The sequence below is a fragment of the Bacillus cereus group sp. MS39 genome, assembly GCF_040448665.1.
GTDB lineage: Bacteria > Bacillota > Bacilli > Bacillales > Bacillaceae_G > Bacillus_A > Bacillus_A wiedmannii.
Map to the genome: position 1 here is coordinate 4312949 of NZ_CP123058.1, position 12417 is coordinate 4325365.

Genomic DNA, 12417 nt, shown 5'->3' on the forward strand with positions numbered 1-12417 from the left:
TCTAAAACCGAGTAGGAATGCATGTTTCACTTACATTCTACATTGTTAACTATAATCCATTTCCTAAACTTTTTCATTATTTTTCAATTTTGTTATAAAACAGTTGTTGACTTTCGCTTTTTGTACTAATACAATAATAGTAAGAAATGGAAATGGAGGGATTGACATGATCGATCAACCAATGGAGTTTTTCAGAAATTTACCGACGAAAACTTGTGCACATTGCGGGAAAGAAATTGATGAGCAACACGAAGCATACCATAACAAATGTGATGACTGCGTTCACGAAGAATAGTAGTTTATGAACATAAAAAACCTAGCAGACATAGTCTACTAGGCTAATAACATCGTATTCTTCTTCATCGTTGAACCTTTCACCAAGAGCTCCAGTTCAAACTCATACAATTCTTTTTGTCGATAATTTTTCGTATGGATTTTATCCATCATCAGGTCGACAACTTTTCGGGCCATCTCATCGATTGGCTGTTCAATTGTCGTAATACCTGGCTCTGTAATTTGTGATAATATTTGATTATCAAAACCGATAACAGCGAGATCATCTGGAATGCTCCAGTCATGGCGTTTTGCCTCTGAAATGATTCCAGCTGCAACCTCGTCGCCTCCTGCCAAAATCGCGGTAGGATTTTTTTTGTCCTTTAATACTTCATGGAATATTCTCTTCCCATCGTCCCAAGAGAAAGCGTTTTCAAGAAAATCGATCGCTTCTACTTGGCGGCTCTTCTCAGTTATTGCACGTAAAAAGCCCATTTTTCGCTGCTGGCTAACCACTTTGGTTTCGTTACCACGACAAAAAATAAGATTACGATATCCTTGTTCTAACACATGCTTAGCAGCTATGTATGCTCCTTGCGCATGATCAAACTTCACTGTTGGAACATTTGCTTCCTCAATATATTCATTACATAACACGATTGGACCGTGCTGTAAGTATGGCTCTACATCTTCCCACGGATTTTCTAGTGAACATAGAATAATCCCATCTACTTGTTTCGTAGATAATAATTGTAAATACTCCATCTCTTTTTCCGGTAAATATCTTGTTTGACAAATAATCAGTTTATATTTATGTTCAGAAGCAGCAATCTCGATTGCTTCAATAAATCTACTGAAGAAAGGATTTGTAATCCTTGGAACTAGCACCGCAATTGTTTCCGTCTTTTGTTTACGAAGCCTTCTCGCCGCAGAATTAGGAACGAAACCTAAATGCTTCATTGCTAATTGAACCCTTTTTTTCTTCTCATCTGAAACATATGGATGATTATTAATCACCCTAGAAACCGTTGTCCTTGATAACCCCGCTAATTTCGCCACGTCCTCTATAGTCGACACGAAATCCTCCCCCTTTGCATGAAAACGTTTTCTTAAACTGATTATATAGTATATTATTGGAAACTGCAATATGGGTTGTTATGATTTTACTATATTAATATTATACATAGGGAAAAGTCTGTTAATGGGAGGAGCAATCATACTGCTTTTAGACTAAAAAAGATGAACATAGCATAACGTATATACATCTTCTTACTAATCCTTTATTCAATATAAAGCCCCATCAATACGTCATCTCCATATGTTCCATCTTCATATTTAATTTGCTTTCTTTGTCTTCCTTCTTCTACAAACCCCATACGTTTATACACCTTAATCGCCCTATCATTAATAGAAACTACACCTAAGCAAATTTTCTCTAAACCTTCCTGTCCTTTAGCCCAACTAATAAGAAATTCAATTAGTTTCGTACCAATTCCTTGATTACAGCACGCCTCTCTAATCCCCATTCCCATTGTACCTGCATGTCGTAGGCGTTCTAGTTCGTAGCGTTTGAAAAGTAAAAAGCCAACCACCTTACTATCTACTTCATAAACTATATAAAGATTCCCTTTTTCATTGCTTTTCCGTATCTTTTCTTTTTCTGCATCAATATCATTTGGTAATTTCTTTGGAGATACTATGAAAAACTTTGTAGTACTTTCCGATAATATAATTTCTTTTCTAATATTCATTATTGCTTCTGCATCAGTCTCTTTTGCTAATCGTATCATTGAATCACCTCGTACTTTTTCTTTTAAAAAATAATATTAAAACTATAAAACGCCCAATATGCAATATTACATATTGAGAATCTTTTTACTCTTGATATAATATTCATACATCAAAATAAAAGGAATGTATGCAATGAATCCAATCTTAACAGCTGCAAAACAACTATTACATAAAGAAGAAAAGATTTTATCTACTTTAAAATGTTCACTTACTGGCTATATTATTACGCATAAAGTCCCGCATCCTGGCATGTTACTTGCTACTAATAGAAGACTTCTCTTTTTTAGCCAACATAAAAACACGTTCATTGCCGAATTTGATTATGAAAAAATTCTATCCATAGAAACGAAGAGAAGAATCTTTGACAAAAAAATAATATTTTACTATGAAGATGAATATATAACGCTTGGATACATTACAAGTTCGAATGTTGAAGAGTTCATAGACTTACTTCAAAGAAAATGTAAGACTAGCACGGACTTATAATCAGCAGGGATTCCCCCTGCTGATTCATTATTTTAACTCCTCCCACTTCGTCCAAACTTCTCTCCCGTTTATATGGTACATATTATCCTCTCGATCCATAAATCCGTGCACAATAAACTCACGTCTAATCGTACAGAAATCATCATGATATTGTTTTATAAATGTATTAATTTCTTTTTCCGTATATTGATTTTCAGCGTTTAACTTGCTAATTAAATGCTCTAACAATACTAGTTTTTTCTTCTTTTGACCTGGAATCGATTTTAGGCGGTCCTCTTTATCGAAAAAGTTACGAATGGTTGTATCACGAAATTTCATTTCACTTTCAGTCATTTTGTTGTCCTCCATCGGTTTTTATGCCATAAAATTTATCGTTTATCTTTACTATCCTTCTTCATTCTTTTACTTATAACATCCATAAGGTAATACCCGCTAATTAGCACATAGTAAACTAAAAGTATTCCTAGTGCATCTTTCATATTTATATATTTTTCTTTATGAAACAAGATAGGTGAAAGGGCGTAAACAAGAAAGATGATTAGCGGATTTACGATAAAATAATAAGTAAGATTTCCTTTCATCATATCAACTCCTATGTACTATACTTCTGTTCAAATGGTTGCAATTCCTGTCCTTTTATTTAGCCCTACATTAAAATAAAAAAAGCACCAAAAAGGTGCTTTTTTCTACGCTTCAACTGATTGATTTTCCGCAATATTTCTAAATTGTCTTTTGTGCATCCAAGTTAAGGATGCGATTGTTCCAAGTGATAATACCACGATGAAAATCATGAGTATTCCTACGTTTTGCCACATGAAGTTAAAGTCTCCACTTGATACGACTGCTTTCAATCCTGATACAGAATATGTCATCGGTAACCAAGCATTGAATGGTTGTAAAAACTTCGGAATCAATTCTAGTGGGAATGTTCCAGCACTTGTTGTAAGCTGAATGATTAATGTGATGATGGCGATGAAACGCCCTGCATCACCGAATGCTGTTACTAAACATTGAATTAATGCGATAAACGCTAAACTTGTAACGATGCTAAAGAGTATAAAATACGGCATACTTTGTACTTCTACACCTAATCCGAACAGTAATATGACATCAGCTACTACTGCTTGAATAATACCGACTGATAGTAAAACGCCAAACTTACTAATAAACCAGCTAAACCCCGATTTTGGAACACCAACTGTGTCACGTAATGGATATACGATAGATAATAATAATGCCCCAACAAATAAACCGAGTGATAAGAAATACGGTGTAAATCCAGTCCCGTAGTTTGGAACTTCCGCCATTTTCTCCGTCTTCACTTTTACAGGGCTTGCAAACATATCATACGTTTTATCCGTTCCTTTTACTTCACCCGTTTTCTCTGCCCCTTCGCCAAGTTTCTCAGCAAGTTCACCTGAACCGTCGTTTACTTTTACAAGGCCATCCGTTACTTTTCCGGAACCGTCTGCTAGTTTATTAACGCCGTCGATTAGCTGGGTTGAGCCGGTTGACATTTTATTTAGGCCACCATTTAGATCGCCCAGACCTGTTGTTACTTGATTTGAACCATCTGCTAATTTGGTTACTCCTACTGATAATGTACCTAAACCACCTGTTACTTGACTTGAACCGTCCGCTAATTGATTTATTCCACCTGCCATTTGGTTTGCTCCTACAGATAACGTACCTAAACCGCCTGTTACTTGGTTTGAGCCATCTGCTAATTGATTTGCTCCTGCAGATAATTGACCTAATCCAGCTGTCACTTTTCCGGATCCGCTTTGTAATTGCGTTACTCCATCAATTAATTGAACTGATCCATCTTTTAATTTATCAGCACCTATTTTTGCTTTATCTAATCCTTCACCAAACCCATGAAACTTACTAACAAATTCATTTTGTGCGTTCGTTAATTTTTCAACACCACCTGCCAGAGTTTTCACCCCTGCTGGATTTGGTAATTTGTTTTGCAATCCATTTGTTGTTTGATGTATTTCGCCTGTTAATTGTTTTACTTCTTCATTTAATTTATTTGTTCCACCTGCTACTCCGGCAGCTTTTTGCTGAACTGTCGCTGTACTTTTTACAGCACTTGTTACGAATGGCTGTAACTGCTCTTGATATTCTTTTGGTAAACTTTCAATTTGCTTTTGTAAATTCGCTACCTCTTGCGCTGCATTTTTTGCATCTCCTGCTGTTGATTGTGTAAGTTCATTTAACTGATTTACATTCGCCCCAGCTCCATCTATTTTCTCATTTACTGTATTCAATATAGAAGGAACTTTCGACTGCATTTCCTCTAAGCCTACAGCAGACTTTTGTACGTTACTATTTAACTCTTGCAATCCCTTTTGAATTTCTTGAGACCCTTTTTCTAATTGACTTTGCCCTTCAGCAAGTTTTCCCATACCATTTGATAGGTCAGTTGTTCCTGTTTGTAATTCACCAGATTTACTTACTAGTTTGTTCAAGCCACCAGTCACTTTCTCAGATCCATCACGCAATTCACCCGTTTTGCTATTTAACGTATTTAAACCGTTCGTTACTTTTCCGGATCCGTCCACTAATTTTCCTATACCTGTCTGCATTTCACCTGTTCTGCCATTTAGCGTATTTAAACCGTCTGTTACTTTTCCGGATCCATCTTGTAATTTCCCTATACCCGTTTTGCTATTTAATGTATTTAAACCTGCTGTTACTTTTCCAGACCCATCTACTAACTTATTAGATCCATCTGCTAATTTCCCAACTCCATCCTTCATCTCCCCAGACTTTCCTTGAAGTGTATGAAGGCCATCTGTCACTTTACTTGAACCATCGTGCAATTCACTTGATCCGTCATGTAGTTTATTTGCTCCTTCCGCCCCATCTGCTAATCCTTTTGAGACGTCTTGAATGGAATCAAACATTTTCTCTGCATATGTTTTCGTTAACGTACTTGATACTTCACCTTTAATTTTTTCAATCGCTGTTCCACCAATTTGTGAAGATAAGAAGTTTAAGCTTTCGTTTGGAATATATTCTAAGTTTAATGGTTTTGGATCATCTTTTAATAACGTTGTAGCGTTACTTGAAAAGTCATTTGGAATGCGTACTAACATGTAATACTTTCTACCTTCCATTCCTTTTTTCGCTTCTTTTTCACTTACAAACTCCCATTTGAAACTTGTATTATCTTTTAAATTATCAACGAGCCCTTTTCCAACCTCAATTGGTTTCCCATCAAATACTGCACCTTTATCTAAATTAACTACCGCAACTGGTAAATCATCTAACTGTTTATACGGATCCCAAAAGGCCCATAAAAACATACCTGCATATAAAATTGGTACGAATAAAACCGCGATAATTGGAATTAATATTTTTTTACTTTTTATAATTTCAGTAAACTCTTTACGAAGTAACTGATTCCATTTCATCATTTCTCCCCCTTTATTAAAATGACCAAAATGTTCATTTAGTCATTTTTACCCAAACAAAAAGGCTATACTTATTCATACATATGCCTTATCCCCGAATTTATACTATGCAACTGTTCCTTACTATGAAGTAAATATTTCTATTATCCCTCCTAAAATAAATATATGACCATTTCGTTCAAGTGGTCACTTTTTATAATAATAAAAGGATTATCTTAGTTTGACAATCCTTTTAATAAATAAAGTTCAAATAATTCTGCAATTTCTTCTTTTTCTAGCGGTTTATGATTTTTTTCCCAATCAAAAATAAGCGATACGTATAAGCGAAGCATAATAAATGCTGTAATTTCTGGATCACATTTGCTAATTTCACCTTTATCAATCGCAATCTTTAAATACGATTGAATAACAGAAACGATTTCCACATCTACTTGTTGCATCACTTCTTGTACTTCTTTCGTTCCCATGTCGCGCTCTTCTTGAATTAATTTAATCATGAGCTGATGTTCTTTTCTGAATTCTAATATGCTATATAATGCTCTATGTACATTTTCAAAAAATGAAACATCTGAACGAATTGCATTTTCTGCAACTTGTTTCATTTCTGTAATTAAATTAGAAATAATCTCACCAAATAGCTCTTCTTTATTTTTGAAAAAAGTATAAATCGTTCCTTTTCCTACATTCGCTAACTTCGCTACTTGATCCATCGTTGTTGCTTTATAACCGAACGCTGAAAAAGACTTTGTTGCAGCTTCAATAATAGAACGTTTTCGATCTATCGCCACATCGTCACCTCCAAAAATGACCAATTGGATAATATAGTCAATCAGTACATCTTTGATATTACCACACGCTTACATTCTAGACAAGTTCTCTTTTTTATTATTTCCAGTATAAAAAAATTCCAGTCAGTGTATATCATACTGTCCATAGTTTATCAGAAGAAAAGAGAAAAGGAAAAGGTGTTCTTAAGATATACAATTAAACCTTACTTAACAACAACAAATTTCCCTTTTTTCAAATAATCAAATAAAAAAACAAGAAAATCTTTACATTTAATAGTAATATAGAAAATAGACAAGTTTATCAAAATAGTGGAGGCTTTTTCAGTCATGATGCGTGCGCTTCGTTTAAATATAAAGCAAGCTTTTTGTAGTCGTATTTCTTTAATTATTATGTTTAGTGGATTCGTTCTTATTTGTATTTATCACTATTACTATGTAATTCGTTATTTAGGAGACGCAGCGAGTGGACCTATTTCAACAGATATAAAATGGATCGGATTTCGCGACAATGAAATGGATGTTTATTTATTATTAATGCCAGTTATTGCGAGTTTCCCCTTTAGTACAAGTTACAATTCGGATAAGTCAGATGGTTTTAAACCGTTTGTAAGTAAGGGGATTTCTTTATTTCCTTATTCAGTAATGAAATATATCGTTACGTTTTTTTGCGGAGGATTTCTTTATACATTTCCATTCATCTTATCGTTATTATTTTGCAAATTAACCATTCCAGACGGAACACCTACGATTGGTTCAGGCATCATAAATGCTGATGGAATGTTCGCAAACCTATATTTCGATGCGCCTCTCACTTACATTACTGTATATATCGGAATTAATTTTTTATTTGCAGGTTTAATGGCCCTTTTAGGACTTGCTGCATCTGTATGGTCACAAAAGGACTATATGGCAATTCTCTTTCCATTTGCAGTTGCCTCCATTCCTTACGTCCTGCTAAATACAATATTTCCTTCAATAGGCGGAGCACCTATTCATTTATATGATCCGAAACAACCATTGCAAGGCATGTCACCGTATATTTTAACGATGCAATGTGCTTTCTTCCTTCTCGTTAGCTTATTTATGTATATACAAGGAGTAAAGCGGGATAGAAAAAAATATAGAAGAAGACTGCAAAAAAGAGATCGGTGTAGAAAAGCGCTTCAAGCAATTTCGGACTAAATAATTGAACGAATAAGAGAGTAATTCCCTAAGTTAGCTTAGAGAATTACTCTCTTATTCTCATTTACATTTATCAATCGTATAATCATCTCCCCTTTACGGCGTACCTGCCAATCCCCATAAAATAACGACCGCCGCAAAATAAATCGCTTTAATACCTACAACTGAACATAATAAAATAATTGCATATGTACTTAATTCTCTTCTTGCACCTATTAAAGTAAAAATGACTGCCAAACTAAACGTTACATAGGACGATGCTGTATGTATTAAGTTATATGTAATATCCAAATTTTGAGTAAGTCCTGTTACCTCCGCTACAAATTGGAGCATGACGATTGTACAAAACAAAATTGCAAGCTGATTCATTAATTTTCCATTTAACCACGCTTGCATCTTTAACCTCCTCATTACAAAAAGCTGAATTTTTAATTAATTTTAACATGATTTTTACAGAAAAAGAACGCTCAGTATATCTCTAAGCGTTCTTTCATGACTATTTAAGAAGCTTTCTTCAAATCAATTTGAGCAAGTACTGGATCGTGGTCACTTACACGTCCATGTTCTTTCATAATGTTTGAGTTTAAGTGTACTGGATCTACAATTGTGTGTGGTGCGATGTTGTTTGTTACTAAAATATGATCTAACACTTGTGCATTTCCTTCATGAATGTACGTGTAGCGGTTCTCTTTCGGCACTGTGTTTAACATATTTTTCAAGATTGTTCCTTCTAGTGCTTTTAGTGGTTTAGCAAACTCAAAATCGTTCATATCTCCTAACACAACAACTGGTGCATTCGTGTTCTTTTTCTGAATTCCTTGTACGAATTGATTTACTTCTTGCGCTAACTGAATTCGTTTTTCTTCACTCTTTAATACGAGCGGCTGCACTTTTCCAAATGGCGTTGCATCTCCTATTTTTGAGTTTAAGTGATTTGCAACGACAACAACGTTTTGTCCTTGGAACGTAAATTCTGCTGCAAGCGGTTTACGTGTACTTTCAAATAATGGATTTTCGTCTCCAATGCGAACGACATTTTTATCAAGTAACTTCGGTACTGCTGCTAATTTCACGCGTGATGGGTTGTAGAAGAAACCGACGCGAATATTCGCTCCTGGTGCTCCTCCGTCTAGATTATTATTCGGAGCAATTTCTACATACTCATACTTTGGTCCACGAATTTCTAGAACTGCATCAATGATACGTTTTGCACTTAAAGAAGCATCTGTTGTACCGTCATTAATCGTTCCGTTATTATCTTGCATTTCCTCTACACCGATAATATCTGGCATTTTTAAGTTGTATTTAATAGAATACGCTAACGCTTTTACTTTTTCATCTGTTGTTTCTTTTTTATTCGCCGAGAAGTTTTCAATGTTATATGTAGCAACTGTTAACTTATCAAGACGAGGCTGAATATTCGCGCCTACTTGCTTAAATCCACCTTCCACTACAGATGGTAATTCCGTTATTGGCGAAATGCGGAACGAACCGTAATCATATCCGACTACCCCTGTTATATCTCCAGTGAAAGTATCTCCTACTTTTGCTACATAATCACGAGGTACTTTTACAGAAAGACGCTCTGGGTTTAATTGATTTTCATCTAATACAGGTGTGCCGTATTTCGTTACGACTTTATTTCCGCCATTTTTTACTGTTACATATAAATTTCCGTTTTTCTGAGGTGCAATAATTTTTGGCGTTGGCATCGTAACGCGCATACCTTCTATACTTTCATAAAAGTCGATTGCATCTTCATTTGGATCAAATAAACCGAATGCATCATTATCGATAATTTGATCAGGGATTTTCACACCGTTTTCTCCAAGTACAATCGGTGCTGGTAAAGGTTGATCTTTTGCGATTACAGCAACGCGGCTCGCTTTAATTTCCGTCGTCGTTAAATCTGTGTCAAACCTTTCTGCATACCCAGGTCCAACATATTCTTCTACTTCTCCATCAACTTGAATAAGATCTCCTACCGCTACATTCGCATCTTTTTTGTATACGTACATACCTTCTGACGTAGCTGGATCATTATCCGGCTGGTTATCTTCTATATAAAAACCATTTTTATCAAGTGCTGTTACAACGCCTTCCACATTGTATACTTTCTTCCCTTTGTAAGGAGAAATATGTGATTTCCCTTGAATATCATGAATACGAACTGGTTCATTGTTTACGATAATAAATGAAAATGTTGAAACCGCTGAAGAAGTAAGCCCTTCTTTCTCTGCGATTGCTTTAATTACACTATTTTCATTCACCACAATTTGTCCGTTATAACGAACGCTCTTATTTGTAGGGTTAGAGCCATCTAACGTATAGTAGATTGTTGCTCCTTCTGTATTCGTTGTTAATGTTACCGCTGTCCCCTTCGCAACTTCTCCACTACCAGGCGAAGCTACTACATCGCTAACACGGTTTTGTCCTTCCCCTTGAAACTTATGAGCTGTTACCGATTTTAAACCTGGGCTACTAAAATATAATTCAAGCGTCCCTGTTAAACTAACTTTCTTCCCGATATTTTCAGGATGATCTTTCACGTTTACTGCCGCTCTCACATCACCCTTTGGTAACTGAACAGGCATGATTTTGTCTGGATTCGTTTCAGTTGGCGAATCCGCAATTGCTACGTTTGTATCATCAAACTTAGCAGGATCTTTCGTGTATTTAGAAGGACTTTGCGTATATCCAACGATGTATCCTTCCACTGTCCCCTTCGTTTTCCCTTGCTGCTTAAATACTTGAATTGCTTTTTCTACTGACATAGAAGTATTTTCTTCTGCCTGCGCTAAAGTTCCAGTAAATGAAAGCAATAGCAATAATGATAAAAAGACACTTAACAATTTCTTCACAGCCATTTTCCTCTCCCTATTTCATATTTTCTCAGCATTTCTATCATAACAAATGATTCGTTATATAGAATGCTATTTCGACAAGTTTTACAAAAAATTTATTTAATTTACAAGCTTTCAAACTATAATACAAAATAATAATTTTACACCTTCTACGAATGCGACCTATAATAGTAGAGAGAGAAAACAGAAAATATCGAAATTTCATTGGCATATAAAATGGATTCATTTGAATAGGAGTGATTGGATGGAAGTGCAAACAGAAACATACCGCGCAGCTATGAATGGAACATTAGAACGTCATTTTTCAGATATGATTGCCGTTATACCAACTAGAATTACGATTGAACAGTTAAAACAGCGGCTAGAGACTATCTCTACTAAAGTGGATGAATTAAAAATTGTTTACAGTGATGAGACAAGCCTTATTGTTGAGTTACATATGGATGAAACAATCATACCGTATGAACTGCATATTGATGAAACGAGCGATCCAGAAGAATATAAAATGTACAATAGACAAGATTCTACAATCGTAGATCGTAATTTTGAAGATGCTGCTTATGGCACTGAAATTTTCACTCGTACGCTATTTGTAGGCGATGTGCTGGACTGCTTTTTCCAGCAGTTACAGTTTTTATGGAACCTCGCTCCAGACTTGTTATTTGTAATCGATTCAAGTGCAGCAATGAAAGTAATATCTAGAAGCTATATTGAATATCACGTTGAAAATGAATTATTACCTGACATTCCTGACTTGTACGTTATTCATTCTGTTTATGAAGACGATAAAGACGGTGAGCCTACGCAATATTGGTTTCATACACATGGCCTTTTAAGAGCAGGCGTAACGGAAATAGAATTAATTATTCCAAATCGCATTTCTTCCTACTACGGCATTGGTGACCTCTTTCAAACATTTGCTAATAATACCGTTGAGAATGGCCAAGTCCCTATGAATGAGCCTATCGTGATCGCGCATAGTCAGCAAGGTTCTATACATACAGTAGCTGTTCCATGGGAGAAAGGCTTATCTTATATTGGGCATAAAACGAGTATAGATCAATTATCTTCAATTGAGAATGAAGAAGTGAAGCTACAACCAATAGATGCACAAAACACATTCTTAGGCGGGATGGATGACCGAGATGAATACCATCAATCGCCATCTGTTCTCTTGTTCAAATTTGATACTTCAGAAGAATGTATCGAAAGCTTTTTCAAAGAACACGAGGAAGCTACAGGGCTCATGTTTTATAAAACAAATAGTGAAACGGCTCGTATGGCTTACAATGCGAAGAATACTTTCGGGTATTTCAGCAACATTTTTCAAATTGAACAATCAAATGAAGATTTTCGTTTTCTCGCTAAGTTTGGTGTTTCCTATGAAGAGGGGAAAAGCGAACATATGTGGTTTGAAATGCAACATATTACAGAAGACCTTATTCAAGGAATACTCATTAATGAACCATATTTTATAGAAGATATGAGCGAAGGAAATTCTTATCATTTAGATTTTGATAACTTAACAGAATGGGTTATTTATGCTGGTGATGCTGTTATAAAGCCAAATAACTTATATATGTTTATTGGCGAATAAATATTTTATATAAC

At 35.3% G+C, this 12417-nt stretch carries 12 protein-coding genes; 4 read left to right on the top strand and 8 right to left on the bottom strand.

The window, feature by feature from the left end:
* The first annotated feature begins 166 nt into the window (after positions 1-166).
* Entirely contained in the window at positions 167-295 is a 129-nt protein-coding gene (yhfH, locus tag QEP67_RS22330) for a protein YhfH (protein WP_000567010.1), read from the top strand.
* Between the two features lie 38 nt (positions 296-333).
* On the opposite strand, the gene QEP67_RS22335 is transcribed toward yhfH, so the two are convergent.
* Together QEP67_RS22335 and QEP67_RS22340 are read right to left on the bottom strand one after the other, a co-directional pair.
* Positions 334-1350, bottom strand: a complete 1017-nt coding sequence (locus tag QEP67_RS22335; RefSeq protein ID WP_000103725.1) for a LacI family DNA-binding transcriptional regulator — start codon at positions 1348-1350, stop codon at positions 334-336.
* A 203-nt stretch (positions 1351-1553) separates the two neighbouring features.
* Positions 1554-2063, bottom strand: coding sequence for a GNAT family N-acetyltransferase (locus tag QEP67_RS22340; protein ID WP_048567015.1), 510 nt, complete (start codon positions 2061-2063; stop codon positions 1554-1556).
* 133 nt (positions 2064-2196) lie between these two features.
* On the opposite strand from QEP67_RS22340, the gene QEP67_RS22345 reads away from it, so the two are divergent.
* Positions 2197-2550: a PH domain-containing protein gene (locus tag QEP67_RS22345; protein WP_001068215.1), complete on the top strand. Its 354-nt coding sequence runs from the start codon at positions 2197-2199 to the stop codon at positions 2548-2550.
* A gap of 27 nt (positions 2551-2577) precedes the next feature.
* On the opposite strand, the gene QEP67_RS22350 is transcribed toward QEP67_RS22345, so the two are convergent.
* The 4 genes from QEP67_RS22350 to QEP67_RS22365 form a co-directional block, all read right to left on the bottom strand.
* Positions 2578-2883 carry a DUF2087 domain-containing protein gene (locus QEP67_RS22350; protein ID WP_000140288.1) on the bottom strand — a complete coding sequence of 102 codons (306 nt, stop codon included), beginning with the start codon at positions 2881-2883 and terminating at the stop codon, positions 2578-2580.
* A gap of 35 nt (positions 2884-2918) precedes the next feature.
* Complete coding sequence (locus QEP67_RS22355; protein WP_002108716.1) at positions 2919-3134, bottom strand: hypothetical protein; 216 nt, start codon at positions 3132-3134, stop codon at positions 2919-2921.
* 102 nt (positions 3135-3236) lie between these two features.
* The gene (locus QEP67_RS22360; protein WP_000871871.1) at positions 3237-5972 is read right to left on the bottom strand and encodes a YhgE/Pip domain-containing protein; all 2736 of its coding nucleotides are present in this window, start codon (positions 5970-5972) and stop codon (positions 3237-3239) included.
* Between the two features lie 215 nt (positions 5973-6187).
* The gene (locus QEP67_RS22365; protein WP_000963376.1) at positions 6188-6760 is read right to left on the bottom strand and encodes a TetR/AcrR family transcriptional regulator; all 573 of its coding nucleotides are present in this window, start codon (positions 6758-6760) and stop codon (positions 6188-6190) included.
* A 327-nt stretch (positions 6761-7087) separates the two neighbouring features.
* On the opposite strand from QEP67_RS22365, the gene QEP67_RS22370 reads away from it, so the two are divergent.
* Positions 7088-7942, top strand: coding sequence for a hypothetical protein (locus QEP67_RS22370; RefSeq protein WP_000984168.1), 855 nt, complete (start codon positions 7088-7090; stop codon positions 7940-7942).
* A 96-nt stretch (positions 7943-8038) separates the two neighbouring features.
* Here QEP67_RS22370 and QEP67_RS22375 read toward each other — a convergent pair whose 3' ends face one another.
* Together QEP67_RS22375 and QEP67_RS22380 are read right to left on the bottom strand one after the other, a co-directional pair.
* Positions 8039-8338 carry a hypothetical protein gene (locus QEP67_RS22375; RefSeq protein ID WP_001149501.1) on the bottom strand — a complete coding sequence of 100 codons (300 nt, stop codon included), beginning with the start codon at positions 8336-8338 and terminating at the stop codon, positions 8039-8041.
* A gap of 104 nt (positions 8339-8442) precedes the next feature.
* Positions 8443-10809, bottom strand: coding sequence for a DUF6359 domain-containing protein (locus tag QEP67_RS22380; protein WP_000279297.1), 2367 nt, complete (start codon positions 10807-10809; stop codon positions 8443-8445).
* Between the two features lie 241 nt (positions 10810-11050).
* Here QEP67_RS22380 and QEP67_RS22385 point away from each other — a divergent pair, with 241 nt between their 5' ends.
* Positions 11051-12403, top strand: coding sequence for a DUF4026 domain-containing protein (locus QEP67_RS22385; protein WP_000453741.1), 1353 nt, complete (start codon positions 11051-11053; stop codon positions 12401-12403).
* Positions 12404-12417: the final 14 nt, after the last annotated feature.

Excerpts from the sequence above, each read along its gene's own strand:
- QEP67_RS22380 (WP_000279297.1), bottom strand. The coding sequence starts at position 10,809 with ATGGCTGTGAAGAAATTGTTAAGTGTCTTTTTATCATTATTGCTATTG.
- QEP67_RS22370 (WP_000984168.1), top strand. The coding sequence starts at position 7,088 with ATGATGCGTGCGCTTCGTTTAAATATAAAGCAAGCTTTTTGTAGTCGT.
- yhfH (WP_000567010.1), top strand. The coding sequence starts at position 167 with ATGATCGATCAACCAATGGAGTTTTTCAGAAATTTACCGACGAAAACT.
- QEP67_RS22340 (WP_048567015.1), bottom strand. The coding sequence starts at position 2,063 with ATGATACGATTAGCAAAAGAGACTGATGCAGAAGCAATAATGAATATT.
- QEP67_RS22355 (WP_002108716.1), bottom strand. The coding sequence starts at position 3,134 with ATGATGAAAGGAAATCTTACTTATTATTTTATCGTAAATCCGCTAATC.
- QEP67_RS22360 (WP_000871871.1), bottom strand. The coding sequence starts at position 5,972 with ATGAAATGGAATCAGTTACTTCGTAAAGAGTTTACTGAAATTATAAAA.
- QEP67_RS22385 (WP_000453741.1), top strand. The coding sequence starts at position 11,051 with ATGGAAGTGCAAACAGAAACATACCGCGCAGCTATGAATGGAACATTA.
- QEP67_RS22345 (WP_001068215.1), top strand. The coding sequence starts at position 2,197 with ATGAATCCAATCTTAACAGCTGCAAAACAACTATTACATAAAGAAGAA.
- QEP67_RS22350 (WP_000140288.1), bottom strand. The coding sequence starts at position 2,883 with ATGACTGAAAGTGAAATGAAATTTCGTGATACAACCATTCGTAACTTT.
- QEP67_RS22375 (WP_001149501.1), bottom strand. The coding sequence starts at position 8,338 with ATGCAAGCGTGGTTAAATGGAAAATTAATGAATCAGCTTGCAATTTTG.